Source organism: Candidatus Pelagibacter sp. PS_28, from assembly GCF_059417885.1.
Window position 1 is genome coordinate 234,489 of record NZ_CM182070.1, and the last position, 20,641, is coordinate 255,129.

Here is a 20,641-nt window from a genome sequence, read left to right on the forward strand (position 1 = left end):
TTATGCAAGCAGTTAATGATTGTTTTAAAAAAGTAAAAAAAGATTGTTTTAAATTTATCTCTTCTCAAGAAACCAAGAAGGATAAATTTAAAAATAAAGATAAGATGATCAAATCTTTTTTAATACCTGTTAGTTTTTGGATAGCAAAAAAGATTAATAAAAAAAAACCATTAATGATAGGTTTGGCTGGAGGACAAGGGTCAGGAAAAACAACTATCTCATCAATTTTAACTTTAATTTTAAAAAAATATTTTAAGTTAAATGTTTTTAAAGTTTCTATCGATGATTTTTATAAAACAAGAAAAGACAGAACATTATTGTCTAAAAATAAACACCCTTTATTAATGACAAGAGGAGTACCAGGAACTCACGATGTAGATTTAATGTTAAATTTTTTTAAACAGATTAAAGATAAAAACTTTAAAAGTTTACAAATTCCAACATTTAATAAAGCAATAGATGATAGGTGCCAAAAGAGCTTATGGTATAAAATCAAAACAAAGCCTGATGTGGTCATTTTTGAAGGTTGGTGTGTTGGAGCAAGAGCCCAATCAAGTAGCCAGCTTAAAAAACCAATTAACTCACTTGAAAAAGTTTATGATCAAGGAACTAAATGGAGAACCCATGTTAACAATCAATTAAAAACTAAATACAAAACCTTATTCAAACAATTAGATGGATTACTGTATCTAAAGGCTAAAAACTTTAGCTTATTGAGAGAATGGAGATTAAAACAGGAGCGAAAGCTCTGGGTTCAAACAAAAAACAAGAAAAATCTAAAGATTATGAGCAGTGGAGATGTGATAAACTTTATGCAGACTTATCAAAGAATTACTCAACAAATGTTTAAAGATGCGATAAAAAGCTCATCAGTTATAATGAATTTAAATAGCAATCATCAGATTGAAAAAATAAAATTTAAAAAATAATGAAAAAAATAATATTAATATCTTTAGCTATTATTCTTTTTAATGGAAAAGCTTTTTCAGTACCTTTATCAAAAGCATTGTTACAAGCGTACAATGAAAACCCGGTATTAAATGCAGAACGTGAAAATATTCAAGTTTCTAGAGAAGATGTAAAAATATCAAGAAGTGAATTTTTACCAAGTGTAACACTGTCAGGTTCTAAGAGCCAAGAAAATACAGAAAAGCTAACTGATGGAACAGGTGCTAATTCATCTTTTACTGATGTCGATCCAAAAACTCAATCAATAAATATTGAGCAAAAATTATTCCAAGGATTTGCAGGTATAGCCAGCATGGAAAAAAGTAAAATTGGATTAACTTTAGCTGAGGCAGAACTTTTAAAAACTGAACAGGAGATTTTGTACCAAGCTATTGAAGCTTACTCAGGTTTAGTTTTTTCTGATGAAAAACTTAAGATTAATCAAGATAACGTTAACCTGTTAAAGAGACAAGTTGAGACCAATCAAGCAAGATTAGAAAGAGGTCAAATTACCATATCTGATTTAGCACAATCCGAGTCTTCACTTGCAGGTGCACAAGCACAATTTTTACAAGCAAAAAATGAAACAATTACAGCTAAGCTAACCTATGAAAAAATTATAGGCCCAATTGTAAATACTAATACTTTGAGCAAGAATTCAGATTTAACCTTTGAATTACCTAAAGATTTAAATGAAGCAATTGAAATTTCAAAAACAACTAATCCAAATTTAATTATTTCAAGGTTAGAGTATGAACAATCAGAACAAGATGTAACTATAGCTAGATCTGATCTATCACCATCTGCATCTTTGTCCTTTAATAGTTCAAAATCAGACAATATAAGTTCTACTATTGGAGAGCGTGATAAAGAAATATTAAAAGCAACTATCTCATGGCCAATTTTTAATGGTGGAAAAAATACCGCCTCATTAAATAAAAGTAAAAATTTGAAAAATAGAAAAAAACTATTATTAGAGAATGCCTTAAAAACAAATGACGCAAATATTGCAAGCGCATGGTCAAGCTTTCAAGTATCAAAAAGTTTATTGAATTCAGTTACTGCGCAAGTTAAAGCGGCAGAAACAGCAAATGAAGGAATAACAGTTGAATATGAAACAGGTCTTGGAAGATCCACACTTGATGTTATTCAGTCAAATTCAATTTTATTAAACTCAAAAATAAGCCTAGCAAATTCTGAAAGAAATTATTTACTTTCACAATTTAAACTTCTTCAAGCTATCGGTTTGTTGAATAGCAATTACTTAAAAATACAGTAATTAGGCCATTTTATTATAAAAAAAATAACTATTGAAAATAAGAACAAAATGTGTACATTTAATACACGATTCGAACACTAATTATTTAATAAAAAAGGCATAAAATGACTAAAAACAACTTAAAAGTAGTTAAATCTACAAAAGCGCAACAATCAGAAGGCAACGAAAAAAACAAAGCTTTGGACGCGGCAATGAGCCAAATTATCGATAATTTTGGAAAAGGATCAGTAATGAAACTTGGCCAAAGAAGAGCAATGGACGTTGAGTCTGTTTCAACTGGATCATTAAGTTTAGATGTAGCGCTTGGAATAGGTGGCTTACCAAAAGGAAGAGTTATTGAAGTCTATGGACCAGAATCATCTGGTAAAACAACTTTAGCATTGCAAGTATTAGCGGAAGCCCAAAAAGCTGGAGGAATTTGTGCGTTTATAGATGCAGAGCATGCTTTAGATCCAATTTATGCAAAAAAACTTGGTGTAGATACTGAAGAATTATTAATTTCACAACCAGATACTGGTGAACAAGCTCTAGAAATAGCTGATACTTTAGTTAAATCAGGATCGATTTCTGTTATCGTAATTGACTCTGTTGCAGCACTAACACCTAGAGCTGAAATTGAAGGAGAAATGGGAGATCACCATGTAGGACTTCAATCAAGATTAATGAGTCAGGCTTTAAGAAAACTAACAGGTTCAATCTCAAGCACGAACACAATGATGATTTTTATTAACCAAATTAGAATGAAAATTGGTGTTATGTTTGGAAGTCCAGAGACTACATCTGGTGGAAATGCACTTAAGTTTTATTCATCTGTTAGAATGGACATTAGAAGAATTGGTGCCATTAAAAACGGAGATGAAATTATTGGTAACTCAACAAGAGTTAAAGTGGTTAAAAATAAAGTAGCACCACCATTTAAAGTTGTTGAATTTGACCTAATGTACGGCAAAGGTATTAGTAAAGTAGGTGAATTAGTTGACCTTGGTGCAAAAGCTGACATTGTTGAAAAAGCTGGAGCCTGGTACGCTTATAAAGGTGAAAAAATTGGCCAAGGAAGAGAAAATGCTAAAACTTATTTAGAGCAAAATCCTAAAATTGCAGCAGAAATTGAAATGGCAATTAGAGAAAAGGCTGGAGTGATAGCAAAAAAAATTGAAGGTAATCCATTAGATCCAGAAAAAGCAGCAAAAGATCAAATTGAGGAGCCTAAACTGGAAATAAAAGAAGAAGTAACACCTCCATCTAAAAAGAATTAGTTAAAGTCATCTTTAATTATTAAAAGGCGCTTAATTTAAGCGCCTTTTTTCCCTACACTTATCTAGACATCAAATAAAAAAGCTGTATTTTAATTATATGGCTGACATAACGCTAAATCAAATCAGAACAACTTTTTTAGATTATTTTGAAAAAAATGATCACAAGATTGTTGAGTCTAGTAATTTAGTTCCAAATAATGATCCAACATTAATGTTTGCAAATTCAGGAATGGTACAATTTAAAAATGTATTCACCGGATTAGAAAAAAGAGACTATGTAAGAGCAACAACTTCCCAAAAATGTGTAAGGGCAGGTGGTAAGCATAACGACCTTGAAAATGTAGGCTATACACCAAGACACCATACATTTTTTGAAATGCTTGGAAATTTTTCATTTGGAGATTATTTTAAAGAAGAGGCAATTAGTTACGCATGGAATTTAATAACTAAAGAGTTCGGAATTGATAAAAATCGCCTCTATGTAACAGTTTATCATGACGATGAAGAAGCATTTAACTTTTGGAAGAAAATAGCTGGTTTTAGTGATGATAGAATAATCAAGATAGCAACGTCAGATAACTTTTGGTCTATGGGTGACACAGGGCCTTGTGGACCATGTTCTGAAATATTTTATGATCACGGTGATCATCTAGAGGGTGGTTTACCTGGCACTAAAAACGAGGATGGTAATAGGTTTATAGAAATATGGAATTTAGTATTCATGCAATATGAGCAAATTTCAAAAGATAAGAGAATAAATTTACCAAAACCATCTGTGGATACGGGTATGGGTCTTGAGAGAATAGCTGCACTACTACAGGGAACACACGATAACTACGAAACAGATCATTTTAAAAAACTAATACTATCTGCATCTGACACATTAAACGTTAAAGTAACTGATGATAATCAATCAAGTTTTAGAGTAATAGCAGATCATTTACGAGCAAGTTCATTTTTATTAGCAGAAGGAGTTTTACCTTCTAATGAAGGAAGAGGTTATGTTCTAAGAAGAATTATGAGACGTGGAATGAGACACTCACATTTACTAGGTTCTAAAAAACCAGTTTTCTATAATATTTTTAAAACGCTTCTAGAAGAAATGTCTAAAAACTATCCAGAACTTGAAAGAGCACAATCTTTAATAAAAGAAACATTAAAAACTGAAGAAGAAAAATTTTTAGTTTTACTAGATAGAGGAATGAAAATATTAGATGAAGAAATATCAAAAGCAGGAAAAATATTACCAGGCGATGTTGCTTTTAAATTATACGAAACTTATGGATTTCCATTAGATCTCACAGAGGACATATTAAAATCAAAGTCACTAAAATTTGATAAAGAACGATTTGGTGAATTGATGAAACAAAGTGTTGAATTAGCTAGAAAAAATTGGAAAGGATCTGGAGATAGCTCTCTAGATAAAATTTGGTTTAGTATCAAGGATAAAATTGGTAATACAGATTTTTTAGGATACGCATCGAATGAAGCAGAAGGAGTAATAAAACTATTATTAAAAAGAAACAAAGAAGTTAATAGTTTAGGTCTAGACGATGAGGGCATCATTATTACTAATCAAACACCTTTTTATGGAGAGTCAGGAGGGCAAGTTGCAGATATAGGGATAATTTGTGCGCAAAATTTTGAATTTGAAGTATCTGATGTACAAAAAAAACTAGGGGATTTATTTGTTCATTATGGAAAAGTAACAAAAGGTTCAATTAAATTAAATGATAGTGTTGAATTAAAAATTGATACTCAAAGAAGAAATAATATTAGAGCTTACCATTCTGCCACTCATTTATTGCACGAAGCATTAAGAAGAGTTTTGGGTGAGCATGTAACCCAAAAAGGATCTTTAGTTCAATCTGATCGATTAAGATTTGATTTTAGTCACATGAAACCTATTTCAGATGAAGAGATTAGAAAAATTGAACATTATGTAAACTCAATAATTGAAAAAAAGTCAGAGGTGAAAACAAGAATAATGACACCTAAAGAAGCTGTTGAAAATGGTGCCCTAGCTTTATTTGGAGAAAAATATGGCGATGAAGTTAGAGTTTTGTCTATGGGAGATGAAGAAGGTAAATTTTTCTCAACTGAGTTATGTGGAGGAACACACGTTGTAAACACAGCTGATATTGGAAAATTTAAGATTATTAGCCAATCATCTATTGCTGCAGGCGTAAGAAGAGTTGAAGCGTTAAGAGATGTGCAGTTAGTTGATTTTTTAAAGGAAAAAGAAAACCAATCCAATTTGTCGGATCAAAAAAATGAGGCAGTTATAAAAGAATTAGAGGCAAAGATTATTAAATTAGGAGGAAAACCTAATCTTCAAAACAAGGATCAAGTAACTTTAATAAAAGACCTTAATAGACAATTTGATCAACTTTCAGTTATCTCAATATTAAAAGATAAAGATAAAAATAAAATCAACGATCAAACTATTAATGGATTTAAAGTTAGATTTCAAAATATTATAGATTTACCATTTAAAGATTTACGTAAGCTAATTGATGAAGGCAAAAAAGAAATTGGAGAGGGATTAATTATAATTTATGCAATCAATGATAATAAAGTTGGCTTAGCTGTAGGTGTTACCAAAACATTAGAAGAAAAGTTTGATGCCGTAAAAATTGTTAGAGCTGGTTCAGAAGTTATTGGGGGTAAAGGCGGTGGTGGCAGAGTTGACTTTGCACAAGCTGGTGGAACTTTGCCTAATAAAATTGAAGAGTCTTTTGAAAATATTAAAAAATTAATTAATTAAGCTTTTTCTTAAGCTGACCATCTAATTCATCTAAAAATTGATTAGTCGTTAGATAATTACTTGAGGGCCCAATTAAAATTGCCAAATCTTTTGTCATTGATCCATTTTCAACACAATCAATACAAACTTTTTCTAATGTAGTTGAAAATTTAATCAAATCTTCATTACCATCTAATTTTCCTCTATGTGCCAAACCTCTAGTCCAAGCAAAAATTGAAGCGATTGGATTTGTAGAAGTCTCTTTACCTTCTTGATGCATTCTGTAGTGTCTAGTTACAGTTCCGTGAGCTGCTTCTGCTTCCATAGTTTTTCCATCAGGTGCAAGAAGAACACTTGTCATTAGCCCTAATGATCCATAACCTTGAGCCACAGTATCAGATTGAACATCTCCATCATAATTCTTACAAGCCCAAATATATTTACCACTCCATTTCATAGCGCAAGCAACCATGTCATCAATTAGTCTATGCTCATAAGTAATGTTAAGTTTATCAAAATCAGATTTAAACTCTTTATCAAAAATATCTTGGAAGATATCTTTGAACCTACCATCATAAATTTTTAAAATAGTATTTTTAGTAGAAAGATAAACGGGCCATTTTTTAATTATTCCATAGTTAAAGCAAGATCTTGCAAAGTCTTCTATAGATTTATCTAAATTGTACATCGATAAAGCAATCCCTGGTCCAGGAAAGTTAAAGACCTCATATTTAATTTCATCACTGCCATCTTCTGCAGTCCATTTTATTTCCATTTTACCTTTACCAGGTACTTTAAAATCTGTTGCTCTATATTGATCGCCAAAAGCATGTCTTCCAATAATTAAAGGATCTGTCCAAGTTGGAACAAGTTTTGGAATATTTTTACAAATTATAGGCTCTCTAAAAACTGTACCTCCAAGAATATTTCGTATCGTTCCGTTTGGAGATCTCCACATTTTTTTTAGCTTAAATTCTTCTACACGCGCTTCATCTGGTGTAATTGTTGCACATTTTATACCAACACTATGTTCTTTAATTGCGTTAGCAGAATCTATTGTTATTTGATCATCTGTATCGTCACGACTTTTCATACCAAGATCGTAGTATTTAATATCCAAATCTAAATAAGGCAAAATCAGTTTACTTTTGATGAATTCCCAAATGACTCTAGTCATCTCATCACCATCTAGTTCAACAACTGGATTTTTAACCTTTATTTTAGCCATAAATGAATAATATATATTAGTAATTGTAATTTAGTGCTTTATATACATATTAATAAAAAATTATCAAATAGAAGCTTATGTTAGAGAAAATTTTCCCAAAAATTCATTCTGAAGGTTACAAATTTTTAGCGATAGCTATTATTGTAACAATATTTTTATATGTCCTGAGCACTTTTCTAGGATTAATTGGTCTAGTATTATCGATATGGGTTTATTATTTTTTTAGAGATCCAGAACGAATTTCAATAAATGATGAAAACTATCTAACCAGTCCTGCTGACGGTGAAGTTTTGATGGTCCATGAAGTAGATGGTCCAAAAGAATTAGGTTTAGAAGATAGAAAATTTACTAAGATTAGTATCTTTATGAACGTATTTGACTGTCACGTAAATCGAACTCCTTGTGAAGGTAAAATTTCAGAAATACTTTATAAGCCTGGAAAATTTTTAAATGCATCACTTGATAAAGCAAGTGAAGACAATGAAAGAAACTATTACAAGATAACAAATACTCATGGCGAAGAAATAATAGTTGTTCAAATTGCCGGTTTAATTGCCAGAAGAATTGTTTGTGAATCTTCAAAAGATCAACAATTACAACAAGGTGAAAGAATTGGCATAATTAGATTTGGAAGTAGAGCGGACGTTTATTTTGAGAATTATGAGCCGTTAGTTAAAGTTGGACAAAAAACAATTGCTGGTGAAACACTATTAGCTAAAAAGTAGCTTATGGAACAACCAAAAAATAATTTTAAAATAGTATCAGATAAAAAAGCTAGAATGCTTTTGCCTAATGCACTGACATTAATAAATGTGTGTATTGGATTAAGTTCTATTAAATTTGCATTAGATGCAAAGTTTGAATTATCTATTATAGCTATTATGTTTGCCGCAATTTTTGATGCATTAGATGGCAGAGTTGCTAGGATGTTAAAAGGAACTTCTTTAGTTGGAAAAGAATTAGACTCATTGGCGGATTTAATTAGCTTTGGAGTAGCTCCTGCTTTTATAATGTATTTTTGGTCTTTAAATAATTTAGGTAAATTTGGCTGGTTACTCACAATGATTTTTGTAGTTTGCGTTGCCCTTAGACTTGCAAGATTTAATGTAAGTTCAAACTCTGAACCATCATGGAAGGATAATTACTTTGAGGGTGTGCCGTCACCTGCAGGTGGAATTTTGGTATTGATGCCTTTAATATTAAGTCTAAGCGAGATAAATTTAATCAAAATTAATTACGATATAGTAGTACCAATACTGTTTATTTTGATATCATTTTTATTGATCAGTAAAGTACCTACATTTGCATTTAAAAGAATTTCTATTCCTCGTCATTTGACAATTTTTGCATTGTTTAGTGTTGTTTTATTTTTTGGACTTTTGTTAATATACACATTTAAAGTTTTAGTTATTTGTGGATTAATCTATATTTGCTTAATTCCAGTTGGATATTTTAGTTATCAAAAAATTCATAAACAGAACATTTTAAATGGTGAAAGTGACACTAAAGAAGACCTTGAAGATATTCTATAGATGAAAAAAAATGTAATTGTATCTCTGGCAGACTCAAATTACTTTGAATTACTTAATGAATTGGTCGATTCTATTAAAAGTTTTGAACAAAGCAAAGATATAGCAATTTGTATCTTAGATGCAGGTTTATCTGAAAAACAGAAAAATGAATTATCAAAAAAAGTTGATGAAATTAAATCAGCCGAATGGGATATTGACGTTCCAGCCTTCAAGGTAAAAGAAAAAGAGTGGCTAAAGAGTCAAGTATCTCGAGCCTTTCTACCAAAATATTTTCCTAGTTATGAAAAATTCTTATGGATAGACTGTGACGCTTGGGTAGGGGATTGGAGTTCAATAGAGCTTTATTTTAAGGCCTGTGAAAATGGAAAATTAGGAATTACTCAAACCTTTACACCAGGATATAAAATAATGTCTAAAGTTAAATGGGTATTTGGGCAATTAGCAATAATTAAATCTCAAAATTTTAAACATGCAATAAAGTCAAAAATTGGAATAGATAAAGCTCGGAAGCTTGCTTTTGCCCCACATATCAATATTGGTGTTTTTTCTTTAGAAAAAAATTCAGCCGGCTGGACGACTTGGCAAAAAAATTTAGAACAAACACTTAAAGCTGGAAATATTTTTGGTTCAGAACAATTGGCTATTAACATGTCAGTTTACATTGACGATTTAGAAACAGAGTTCTTGCCTCATAATTGTAACTGGTTAGTTAGTAATCTTTTACCAAAATTTAATGATGAAGAAAAAAAGTTTGTTGAACCTTATTTGCCCAATCATAATATAGGAATAATACATCTTGCCTCTGGAATTTGGAATGGAGATAAAGACATGAGATTACATAGAGAAGTAAAGATAGACATAAAAACTTTAGAAGGTAAAATTTTATCAAAAAGCTTAAGGTTTGGTCATTAATTGAAAAAAAATAGAATCTCTAAAAACTGGATTAATAAACAAAAAAGAGATATTTATGTTAGACAATCTCAAGTAGACGGTTATCGAGCCAGATCAGCATATAAATTAATAGAAATAGATGAAAAATTTAAGATATTTAAAAATGGAATATCTGTAATCGATTTAGGGGCGTCACCTGGTAGCTGGTCTCAATATATTTCAAGAACAGTAAAAAGTGGAAGATTGGTTTCAATCGACTTAAAAGGTATGGAGGAAATCGAGAATACAATCCAAATCAAAGGTGATTTTACTGATTTAGAATCTCAAGAAAAAATAAAAGCTTTATTCAAATCAAAAGTTGATGTTGTTGTCTCTGATATGGCTGTAAATACAACGGGTATAAAAGATATAGATGCAATTTATACTGGCGAACTTGCAATGGAGGCTATGAATTTTTCCAAAGAAATGTTGGTTAAAGAAGGACGATTTGTCTCTAAGATTTTTCTAGGCTCATCATTTAACGAAATTGTTGCTTTGGGTAAAAAATTATTTAAAGAAGTGAAGGTGTTTAAACCCAAGTCTAGCAGAAAAGAATCTAAGGAAAGTTTTATTATTTGTAAAATCTTAAGATAGGGACTTTTTTTTTGAGGGGAATCATATATAAATGATTATGGATCCTATAAAAGAAGCTCTCACTTTTGACGATGTTACAATGGCACCAAAATACTCAGAAGTTTTACCTTCTGAAGTTGATACCAGCACTAAATTATCATCTAATTTAACATTAAAAATACCTTTATTATCCTCTGCAATGGATACAGTTACGGAGAGCAAAATGGCAATAGCAATAGCTAAAGCTGGAGGCATTGGTGTAATTCACAGAAATTTGGATATTAAAAAACAAGTTGAAGAAATTAAAAAGGTTAAAAGATTAAACTTATTAGTTGGTGCGGCAGTTGGAGCTGGTCCATTAGAACTTAAAAGAGCAAAAGCAATTTTAAAAGAAAAAGTTGATTTAATTGTTGTGGATACAGCTCATGGACATAGCAAAAAAGTAGCTGAAATCATTAAAGCTATAAAAAAATTAAAAACAAACAAAACAACTCTATGTGCTGGAAATATTGCAACAACTGAAGCAGCAAAATTTTTAATAAAATTAGGAGTAGATATTATTAAAGTTGGAATAGGGCCAGGATCAATTTGTACAACTAGGCTAGTTGCAGGTATTGGTGTACCGCAATTAAGTGCGATCCTTGCAGTTAAAAAAGGTGTTAAAAATAATAAAGTAAAAATAATTTCAGATGGTGGAATTAAATATTCAGGGGATTTAGCTAAAGCATTGTCAGCAGGTGCCGATGCTATAATGATTGGTTCTTTGTTTGCAGGAAGCTTAGAAACACCTGGAAAATTAATTAAAAAAAATAGTAAGTTATTTAAAAGTTTTAGAGGAATGGGATCAGTTGGGGCGATGAATAAAGGATCAGCTGATAGATATTTTCAAACCAAACAAAAAGATATATCTAAATATGTTCCAGAAGGAGTAGAAGGTTTTGTGAAATATAAAGGTGATGTTAAAAGTATAATTTATAAATTAATTGGAGGATTAAAATCATCTATGGGATATCTTGGTGCTAAAAAAGTACCAAACCTTAAAAATAAACCGAATTTTGTAAAAATAACTAAGGCTGGTTTTTATGAAAGTATGGTTCATAATGTTGATCAAGTTAAAAATGAGAGCAAGTATTAATGAGAACAATAAACAAATTAATAATTGTCCTATTTTTAATTTTAAATTTTGGAAGCTCTTCTTTTGCAGAAAATAACTTTTTTGAAGAAGGAAAAAATAAATATGATGAACAAAAATATGAAGAATCTAAATTTTTGTTTCAGAGAAGTATTGTTTTTAACCCTAAGGACAAAGATTCATATTTGTATTTAGCAAAAATTTATAATTTTGAAGAGAACAAAAGAGAAGAACAGAAAAATATAGATACAGTGTTATTACTTGATCCAAAAAATGAAGAAGCAAACTACATGCTTATAGAAATAGAGTTAAAAAGATCTAATTATTCCAAAGTAAAAGAACTAGCAGATAATTTTTCAAAAATTTGCAATAAATTGTGTGATAAGAAAAATTCTATTTTAGAATCCTTAAAGAATTTGGAACCTAAAAATGAGTCTTAGTAATAATTTAAGTAAAATCTTAATAATCGATTTTGGTTCTCAATTTACACAATTAATTGCAAGAAGAGTAAGGGAATTAGGAGTTTTTTCAGAAATTGTAAGTCATAAAAAAATAAAAATAGCTCAAATTGCAAAAGATAATATTGCTGGAATAATACTGTCTGGTGGTCCTCTTAATGTTTACGAAAATGATAAATTTAAATTTGATAAGAGGATATTGAAACTTGGAATTCCAATCCTAGGCATATGTTTTGGACATCAGATATTGTCAAAACTATTAAGTGGCAAAGTTAAAAAATCAAAACATAGAGAGTTTGGTTTGGCTACTATAAGTAAAGTCTCCAATAGTATTTTAACTAAGAATTTTTTTAATAAAAATAATAGAAGTGATGTTTGGATGAGCCATGCTGATCAAGTATCAAAAATGCCAAAAAATTTTAAAATTATAGCTTCTACAAAAAACTCTAAATTAACAATTATTGAAAATATTAAAGAAAATTTTTATGGTGTACAATTTCACCCTGAAGTAACACACACTAATAAAGGTAAAATTTTATTAAGGAATTTTGTTTTTCTTATTTGTAAAATTAAAAAAAACTGGTCATCAAAAGATCAAAAATTAAAATTAATTAATGAAATTAAAGAGCAAGTAGGTGACAACAAAGTAATTTGTGGATTGTCGGGTGGTGTGGATAGTAGTGTGGTTGCACAATTATTAAGCAAAGCAATTGGAAAAAATTTAACTTGTATTTTTGTTAATAACGGTCTCTTAAGAAAAAATGAAGAAATACAAGTAGTTAATACTTTTAAGAAAAAATTAAAAATTAATTTGATTTATGTTAATGCAGAAAAAGAATTTATTACAAAATTAACAAATGTATCTGATCCTGAAAAAAAACGAAAAATCATTGGTAATCTATTTATTAAAATATTTGAAAGATATGCAAATAGAATTAAGAATGTTAAATTTCTTGCTCAGGGCACTCTTTATCCCGACTTAATTGAAAGTAAATCTGTGACTGGTAGTCAAACTTCAAAAATAAAATCACATCATAATGTGGGGGGCCTTCCTAAAAGAATGAAATTAAAATTAGTAGAACCTCTTAAATTTTTATTTAAAGATGAAGTTAGAAAATTAGGATTAGAACTTAATTTATCTAATGACATAATCTCTAGACATCCATTTCCTGGTCCTGGTCTAGCTATTAGAATGCCTGGTATTATAACTAATGAAAAAATTAAAATTTTAAAAGAGGCTGATTTCTATTTTATAAAAGCTTTAAGAGAACATGGGTTATATGATAAAATTTGGCAAGCATATGCTGCACTCCTACCAGTAAAAACTGTGGGTGTTATGGGAGATAATCGAACTTACGAACATATTTGTTTGTTAAGAGCAATTACCTCTGAAGATGGAATGACTGCTGATTTTTTTGATTTTCCTAAAGGTTTTATGCAATCAATTTCTAATCAAATTATTAATAATATTAGAGGTATAAACAGAGTTGTTTATGATGTTACTTCAAAACCACCTAGTACCATTGAATTAGAGTAATACTTTACTATAGAGTACATAATATTATGAAATATTTACACACCATGATCAGAATCTCAAACGTGGAAAAATCATTAGATTTCTACTGTAAGGGATTAGGTTTAATTGAAACTAGAAGAATGGAAAATGAGCAAGGCAGATTTACCTTAATTTTTCTAGCAGCACCTGGCGATGAAAAAGCTGAACTAGAGCTAACCTACAATTGGGATGGTGATAAGTTAGGTGATGGATCTCGTAATTTTGGTCACTTAGCATACCGTGTTGAAAATATTTATCAAACTTGTGAGAGACTTCAAGATATGGGATATACAATTAATAGACCGCCTAGAGATGGTCATATGGCATTTGTCAGATCTCCTGATAATATTTCTATAGAAATTTTACAAGAGGGTAATTTAGAAATTAAAGAACCTTGGGCCTCAATGAAAAATGAAGGTGTTTGGTAAAAATGAACAAAAAAATCTTAAACTTTATTAAAAAAAAAAATAAATCCAAAATTATAAGTCTTACTGCTTACTCTAAGAATATTGCATCAATAGTAGATAGACACTGTGATCTTGTTTTAGTAGGCGACTCCCTTGGATCTGTACTTTATAGTTTTTCTTCCACAAAAAAAGTGACATTAGATATGATGATTGAACATTCTAAAAGTGTAAGAATGGGTGTTAAAAAAAGCTTAATGGTAGTAGATATGCCTCATAATACTTACCGAAACCCAAAAGAAGCCTTAAATAATGCAAAAAAAATAATGTCTAAAACGAAGTGTGATGCAATTAAGCTTGAGGGGGGTAAAAAAGTTGTTCAAATAATTAAAACTTTAATTAAGAATAAAATTCCAGTAATGGGACATCTTGGTGTTCTTCCACAATCTGCAACAAATTTTAAATTTAAAGGAAAAAAGTTAACAGAAAGAAATAAAATTTTAAAGGACTCTAAACTTTTAGAAGAAGCTGGTGTATTTTCAATTGTTTTAGAGTGTGTTGAAAGTTCATTAGCAAAAGAAATTACAAAAACTGTTAAAGTTCCAACAATTGGTATTGGTGCATCAGTACACTGCGACGGACAAGTTCTGGTTACTGACGATCTAATAGGTTTAAACCCAATAAAAGTTAGATTTGTTAAAAAATTTTCTAATATTACAAAACAGATTAATACTGCTATAATTAAATTTAAAAATGAAGTTAAAAATAAGAAATTTCCAAAGAAAACTAATAGTTATTAAGATATGAATTTTAGCAAAGAAGAATACAAAGCAAGATTAAAAAAAGTTCAAAGCGCAATGCAAGAAAAAAACATTGAACTATTAATCTCTAGTGATACAGCCAATATGAACTATTTAACTGGTTATGATGCTTGGTCGTTTTATTATGCTCAAGCTGTAATTGTACATGTGAATGCTGATGAGCCATTATGCTGGGTAAGAAAGCAAGATTCAGGTGGAGCTTATATAAAAACTTATTTAAAAAATGAAAATATTTTAGTCTATGACGAAAAATATATTCATACATGGCCACTTCATCCATTTGATAATTTAGTAGAAATTATAAAAGAAAGAAAATGGGATAAACTTACAATAGGTTTAGAAATGGATAGTCATTATTTTACAGCTTATTGTTATGAAAAAATGAAACAAGGGCTACCAAACGTTAAGTTAAAAGATTCTGAAAGATTAGTTAATTGGGCTCGTGTTGTTAAATCTAATGCAGAGATAGAACTTATGAAATCTGCAGCAATAATTTCTCAAAAAGGAATGCAAACAGCAATTGACGTTATAAATCCTGGTGTCAGGCAGTGTGATGCGGTGGGTGAAATTCAAAAAGCATTATTTTATGGAACGCCAGAATTTGGTGGTGAATATTCAAGTATTGCAACGCTACTTCCAACAGGGAAAGGTACTTCAGCATCACATTTAACAGCAACTCAAGATAAGTTTGTAGAGGGTGAGGCTACAATAATAGAGCTTTCAGGGGTATATCAAAGGTACCATTGTCCCATGGCTAGAACAGTTTTACTTGGAAAACCAGATCAATTGAAAATTGATACTATGAATAAAACTAATGAGGCACTTCAAGCTGGAATAGATGCTGCAAAACCTGGACAAACTGCAGATGATGTTGCACAAGCTTTTTGGAAAATTTTAGATAAATATGGAATAGAAAAAACCTCTAGAACTGGTTATTCAATAGGAATTGGTTATCCACCTGATTGGGGTGAGCATACTCTTAATATATCTAAAGGTGATATGACTATTCTAGAACCAAATGTTACTTTTCATATGATTGCTGTAATGCAATTTGGGGGGTGGGGAGTTGAAGCATCAGAAGCAATACGAATAACTGACAAAGGATGTGAATTATTTTGTAATTTTTCAAAAGATCTGCACATTAAATAATTGAAATAAAAAAACTTGATAAACAAGTAAACAAATGTTTTAAATTCATTTAAAAAATATGATTAAAAATAAAGAATTTGTAAAATTTGACAATGTAGACAAAAGCTACGATGGCAAAGTACTTGTCGTTAAAGGACTAAATCTAGACATCGAAGAAGGTGAGTTTGTAACTATGTTGGGACCCTCTGGCTCTGGTAAAACAACTTGTTTAATGATGCTTGCTGGTTTTGAAACTCCAACTCATGGAGAAATTTATTTAGATGGTAAGATTATTTCAAATATTCCACCTCACAAAAGAGGGATTGGAATGGTATTTCAAAACTACGCTTTATTTCCACATATGACAGTTTATGAAAATTTAGCTTTTCCATTAAGAGTGAGAAAAATTCCAAAAGACGAAGCAGATAAAAAAATTGATAAAGCTTTATCAATGGTATCCCTTCAAGGTTTTGAAGCAAGAATGCCTATGCAATTATCTGGTGGACAACAACAGCGTGTTGCTGTGGCGAGATCTTTAGTTTTTGATCCACAAGTAGTACTTATGGATGAACCACTTGGAGCTTTAGATAAAAATTTAAGAGAGAGTATGCAATATGAAATTAAACATATTCACGAAAGTATTGGTGTAACAGTTGTGTATGTTACACACGATCAAACTGAAGCATTAACAATGTCAAACCGTATTGCAGTTTTCAATGATGGTAAAGTTCAGCAACTATCAAGTCCAGATGAATTGTATGAAAAACCGGTTAATTCATTTGTTGCTGAGTTCATTGGAGAAAATAATAAATTTTCAGGTCAAGTTTTAGATATTTCAGGAGACAAATGTAAAGTTAAATTAGAAAATGGCACAGAAATTTTAGCAAATCCAGTTGCTGTTAAAGCAAAAGGGGATAAGACTAAAGTTTCACTAAGACCTGAAAGAGCAATTATAGACCCTAAGGATAAAATGGACAATAATCACAAAGGTAAAATTGAGGAAATTATTTATCATGGTGATCACACAAGACTTAGAGTTGATTTATTAGGAAATAAAGATTTTATCCTTAAAGTACCAAACAGCACTGCAAGACTAGATCTTAAAAAAGGTAATGTACTTAATATAGGCTGGAACAGTATTGACTGCAGAGCTTTAGATCAAAAGTAATCTTTAAAAATTTCTAAAAAAATATAAATAAATAAAGGCAAATTTGACATAATTGCCTGTTGACTAATCTTATCTATATTGTTTTACTTTCACTTTATAAATTAACAAACGTTAACGTTAAATAGGAGAGAAAATGAAAAAAATAAGTAAATTATTACTTGCTCTATCTTTTGTACTTTCTATCACAACTTCAGCATTTGCAGTTACTGTAGTGTCTTGGGGTGGTGCTTACACTGAAAGTCAAAAATTAGGGTATGGTGATCCTACAGCAGCAAAATTAGGAATACCTGTTAATTGGGTAGACTACACTGGTGGATTATCAGAAATTAAAGCTCAAAAAGAAGCTGGAAAAATCACTTGGGACATCATTGATGTATATGCAAAAGATACTATCATTGGATGTGATGAAGGTATTTTTGTTGAATTCGATTTCGACAAAGACTTTGCTCCTGCTCCAGATGGAACAAAAGCTTCTGATGACTTCTTTACAAGCATGCCTTCTAAATGTGCAGTTGGAAACATTCTGTACTCTTGGAACTTTGCTTACAATAAAAACAATGTAAAAGGTACTCCAAAATCAGCAAAAGACTTTTTTAATACTAAAAAGTTTCCTGGTAAAAGAGCTATCTACAAAGGTGCAATGTCTAACTTAGAATTAGCTATGGCAGCAGGTACAAAAGCTGGTAAAGGTGGTGATAAGATTTACAGCAAACTTGAAGCTGATGGTGGAGTTGATAAAGCAATTGCTAAAATCAAAGCACTATGTGCAGATCCAAAAGGTGGATGTGTATTCTGGAATGCTGGAGCTCAGCCACCAGAATTATTAGCTAACGGTGAGGTTGTTATGGCTACTGGTTGGAATGGTAGATTCTTCAATGCACAAATGGAAGGAACTCCAATTGTACAAGTATGGGACTCTCAAATTCTTGACTATGAGTATTTCGCTATGGTTAAAGGTGGACCTAACGATGCTAACGGAAAAGCTATGAAAGTTCTTAGAGAAATGACAAGTACTGAAGGTTTAGCAGGAAGTGCTAAGTATATTGCTTACGCTCCTTGGAGAAAATCTTCAATCGCTATCATGGAAGCAGGAGAACCTTGGTTTAAAGATGGTAAGACTAACATGGTACCACATATGCCAACAGCCCCTGCGAACACTAAATCATACATTCTTATGAACCCTGAATTCTGGGCAGATAACCAGGATGAAATTGGTGAAAAATGGGAAGCAATGAAAGCTGGACTATAATTTAGTTTTATAGATTAAGTTTTTGTTATAAAATACTAGGGCGGTTACATAATAACCGCCCTTTTTTTTTAAAATTTTATATATGAGTACAGAAAAGATATTATCATCAGACGGAATACCTTTAGAGATAAGCTTAAAAAAAGCTGAGAAAAAAAATAAGCTAAAGGCTTTAATGCTTGTAGGTCCTTTATTTTTATTTCTTATAATTACATACGTATTTCCGATAGGTGATATGTTATTTAGAAGTGTTGATGATCGTATGATTACAAGTAAGTTACCAAATACTTTTGCAGCACTTAAGAAATGGGATGGTAAAGAGTTACCAGAAGAGGATGTATATGAAGCTTTTTACAAGGATTTCTATCCATTGGCTATTAATAAAGAAGCTGGAAAATTATATCAGAGATTAAACTATGAAAAATCTGGTTTTAGTAGTGGATTAAAAAAAACAAATAGAAAAATTAAGAAATTTGAAAAGAGTAACTACAAAGAGCAGTTTATGGAAACTCATAAAATCTGGAGAGATGTAGATTACTGGGTTGCTCTAAAGAATACTGCACCAAAATGGTCATATGCTAAATACTTAAAAGGTGTGGATTTAAAACTTGACCCAGACAGAAACATCGTTCAACAAGATGAAGACAGAAGAATTCATAAAATACTTTGGCTAAGAACTCTTAAAGTTGCTTTTTGGGTAACTATATTTTGCTTCATGCTTGCTTATCCAATTTCATACTTATTAGCTACATTACCCATGAAATATAGTAATTTACTGATGATATGTGTGCTTCTTCCATTCTGGACATCACTATTGGTCAGAACCTCAAGTTGGATGGTTTTACTTCAGCAACAAGGCCCAATTAATGATTTGATTGTATGGCTCGGACTTGCAGCAAACGATGCCAGACCAGAATTGATGTATAATGTAATTGGAACTTTTGTTGCAATGACTCAAATCTTATTACCATTTATGGTTTTACCGCTTTACAGTGTGATGAAAACAATATCTCCAAGCTTAATGAGAGCTGGAAAATCTTTGGGTGGAACACCATTTGTAGCATTTAGAAAAATATATTTTCCATTAACAATTCCTGGAATTGGTGCCGGATCCTTGTTAGTTTTTATTTTAGCAATAGGTTATTATATAACTCCTGCATTAGTTGGAGGGGCAAGTGGGTCTTTGATTAGTAATACAATTGCCTATCATATGAAAAGTTCTCTAGATTGGTCATTTGCTGCTGCATTAGGAACAATGCTGTTGGTTGGTGTCCTAACTATTTACTGGATCTATAATAAATTAGTAGGAATAGATAATATTAAATTAGGATAAATTATGTCATTACCAAATTATACATCATGGAATTATAGAGTTTGGCACTACACTTATTTAACAATTTGTGCATTAGTATTTTTCTTTTTAATTGCGCCGCTGTTTATAATCTTACCACTTTCATTTAATGCAGAGCAATATATTCACTTTTCTAAAGGAATGTTAGCACTTGACCCTGACGCATTTTCATTAAGATGGTATGAGGATATGATTTATGGAACTAAAAATCCATGGGGACTTGCTGCAAAGAATAGTATTTTTATTGCTTTCTTTGCAACCATTGGCTCTACAATTTTAGGAACGGTTGCAGCGCTAGGTTTAAGTAGTAGACATATGCCATATAAAGCAGCGTTCATGGCTTTATTAATATCTCCAATGATTGTGCCGTTAATTATCTCAGGAACAGCAATATTCTTCTTTATGGCAAAAGTAGGTTTAGCTGCAACGCATACAGGAATAATTTTAGCACATATTATTTTAGGTACACCATTTGTAGTTATTACAGTAACAGCAACATTAACAGGGTTTGACCATAGTGTTACAAGAGCTGCTGCAAGTTTAGGAAGTAATCCAGTTAATACTTTTATGAAAATAACATTACCATTAATTTTACCAGGTGTTATTTCAGGTGCATTATTTGCCTTTGTAACTTCATTTGATGAAGTTGTCGTTGTGTTATTCTTAGCAGGACTTGAAAACACTACTATTCCAATTCAAATGTGGGTTGGTCTAAGGGAACAGCTAAGCCCAACAATAATGGCAGTGGCAACTTGTTTAATTATAATGTCCACATTAATTCTTGTTAGCGCAGAACTTTTAAGAAGAAGATCTGAAAGACTAAGAGGAATTAACAGGTAATTGATTTACTAAGATCATTTTTTTTATTATAAACAATTCTTCGATT

Annotated in this window: 19 protein-coding genes; 18 read left to right on the plus strand and 1 reads right to left on the minus strand. The window is 30.9% G+C overall.

Annotated elements, in window-relative coordinates; genetic code table 11:
- The first annotated feature begins 2 nt into the window (after nt 1-2).
- The 4 genes from AC5SMR_RS01245 (at nt 3) to alaS (ending at nt 6,250) form a co-directional block, all read left to right on the plus strand.
- Nucleotides 3-929 carry a uridine kinase gene (locus AC5SMR_RS01245; protein ID WP_494577079.1) on the plus strand — a complete coding sequence of 309 codons (927 nt, stop codon included), beginning with the start codon at nt 3-5 and terminating at the stop codon, nt 927-929.
- The gene (locus AC5SMR_RS01250; RefSeq protein ID WP_494577080.1) at nt 929-2,227 is read left to right on the plus strand and encodes a TolC family outer membrane protein; all 1,299 of its coding nucleotides are present in this window, start codon (nt 929-931) and stop codon (nt 2,225-2,227) included. The genes AC5SMR_RS01245 and AC5SMR_RS01250 overlap by 1 nt, the downstream gene beginning before the upstream one ends.
- A 104-nt stretch (nt 2,228-2,331) precedes the next feature.
- Nucleotides 2,332-3,483: a recombinase RecA gene (gene recA, locus AC5SMR_RS01255; RefSeq protein ID WP_494577081.1), complete on the plus strand. Its 1,152-nt coding sequence runs from the start codon at nt 2,332-2,334 to the stop codon at nt 3,481-3,483.
- Nucleotides 3,484-3,580: 97 nt separating this feature from the next.
- Nucleotides 3,581-6,250, plus strand: a complete 2,670-nt coding sequence (gene alaS, locus AC5SMR_RS01260) for an alanine--tRNA ligase (RefSeq protein ID WP_494577082.1) — start codon at nt 3,581-3,583, stop codon at nt 6,248-6,250.
- Here the strand turns inward: alaS and AC5SMR_RS01265 are convergent.
- Nucleotides 6,243-7,457, minus strand: a complete 1,215-nt coding sequence (locus AC5SMR_RS01265; protein WP_006997261.1) for an NADP-dependent isocitrate dehydrogenase — start codon at nt 7,455-7,457, stop codon at nt 6,243-6,245. The two genes, alaS and AC5SMR_RS01265, sit on opposite strands and share 8 nt — an antisense overlap.
- Before the next feature lie 77 nt (nt 7,458-7,534).
- Here AC5SMR_RS01265 and AC5SMR_RS01270 point away from each other — a divergent pair, with 77 nt between their 5' ends.
- The 14 genes from AC5SMR_RS01270 to AC5SMR_RS01335 all read left to right on the plus strand — a co-directional run bounded on the left by AC5SMR_RS01270 (nt 7,535) and on the right by AC5SMR_RS01335 (nt 20,595).
- Nucleotides 7,535-8,182: a phosphatidylserine decarboxylase gene (locus tag AC5SMR_RS01270; protein ID WP_494577083.1), complete on the plus strand. Its 648-nt coding sequence runs from the start codon at nt 7,535-7,537 to the stop codon at nt 8,180-8,182.
- A 3-nt stretch (nt 8,183-8,185) separates the two neighbouring features.
- Complete coding sequence (gene pssA, locus AC5SMR_RS01275) at nt 8,186-8,989, plus strand: CDP-diacylglycerol--serine O-phosphatidyltransferase (RefSeq protein WP_494577084.1); 804 nt, start codon at nt 8,186-8,188, stop codon at nt 8,987-8,989.
- Entirely contained in the window at nt 8,990-9,901 is a 912-nt protein-coding gene (locus AC5SMR_RS01280) for a glycosyltransferase (RefSeq protein ID WP_494577085.1), read from the plus strand.
- Nucleotides 9,902-10,513, plus strand: a complete 612-nt coding sequence (locus tag AC5SMR_RS01285; RefSeq protein WP_006997257.1) for an RlmE family RNA methyltransferase — start codon at nt 9,902-9,904, stop codon at nt 10,511-10,513.
- 37 nt (nt 10,514-10,550) lie between these two features.
- Nucleotides 10,551-11,627: an IMP dehydrogenase gene (gene guaB / locus AC5SMR_RS01290; protein ID WP_494577086.1), complete on the plus strand. Its 1,077-nt coding sequence runs from the start codon at nt 10,551-10,553 to the stop codon at nt 11,625-11,627.
- Nucleotides 11,627-12,064 (plus strand): tetratricopeptide repeat protein, encoded by a 438-nt coding sequence (locus AC5SMR_RS01295; protein WP_494577087.1) that lies wholly within the window; start codon nt 11,627-11,629, stop codon nt 12,062-12,064. Before guaB ends, AC5SMR_RS01295 begins: the two co-directional genes overlap by 1 nt.
- Entirely contained in the window at nt 12,054-13,619 is a 1,566-nt protein-coding gene (gene guaA / locus AC5SMR_RS01300) for a glutamine-hydrolyzing GMP synthase (protein ID WP_494577088.1), read from the plus strand. Before AC5SMR_RS01295 ends, guaA begins: the two co-directional genes overlap by 11 nt.
- Nucleotides 13,620-13,645: 26 nt before the next feature.
- A complete protein-coding gene (locus AC5SMR_RS01305) occupies nt 13,646-14,065 on the plus strand; it encodes a VOC family protein (protein ID WP_278386540.1) in 420 nt (139 codons plus the stop codon).
- A 2-nt stretch (nt 14,066-14,067) separates the two neighbouring features.
- Nucleotides 14,068-14,841: a 3-methyl-2-oxobutanoate hydroxymethyltransferase gene (panB, locus tag AC5SMR_RS01310; protein WP_494577089.1), complete on the plus strand. Its 774-nt coding sequence runs from the start codon at nt 14,068-14,070 to the stop codon at nt 14,839-14,841.
- Between the two features lie 3 nt (nt 14,842-14,844).
- Nucleotides 14,845-16,011 (plus strand): M24 family metallopeptidase, encoded by a 1,167-nt coding sequence (locus AC5SMR_RS01315; RefSeq protein WP_271766612.1) that lies wholly within the window; start codon nt 14,845-14,847, stop codon nt 16,009-16,011.
- A gap of 58 nt (nt 16,012-16,069) precedes the next feature.
- On the plus strand, nt 16,070-17,158 hold the full coding sequence (locus AC5SMR_RS01320) for an ABC transporter ATP-binding protein (RefSeq protein ID WP_494577090.1): 1,089 nt from the start codon (nt 16,070-16,072) through the stop codon (nt 17,156-17,158).
- A 133-nt stretch (nt 17,159-17,291) separates the two neighbouring features.
- Nucleotides 17,292-18,407 (plus strand): extracellular solute-binding protein, encoded by a 1,116-nt coding sequence (locus AC5SMR_RS01325; RefSeq protein ID WP_494577091.1) that lies wholly within the window; start codon nt 17,292-17,294, stop codon nt 18,405-18,407.
- Nucleotides 18,408-18,489: 82 nt separating this feature from the next.
- Nucleotides 18,490-19,737 carry an ABC transporter permease gene (locus AC5SMR_RS01330; protein WP_494577092.1) on the plus strand — a complete coding sequence of 416 codons (1,248 nt, stop codon included), beginning with the start codon at nt 18,490-18,492 and terminating at the stop codon, nt 19,735-19,737.
- Between the two features lie 3 nt (nt 19,738-19,740).
- Nucleotides 19,741-20,595: an ABC transporter permease gene (locus tag AC5SMR_RS01335; protein WP_271486547.1), complete on the plus strand. Its 855-nt coding sequence runs from the start codon at nt 19,741-19,743 to the stop codon at nt 20,593-20,595.
- The last annotated feature ends 46 nt before the right edge of the window (nt 20,596-20,641 follow it).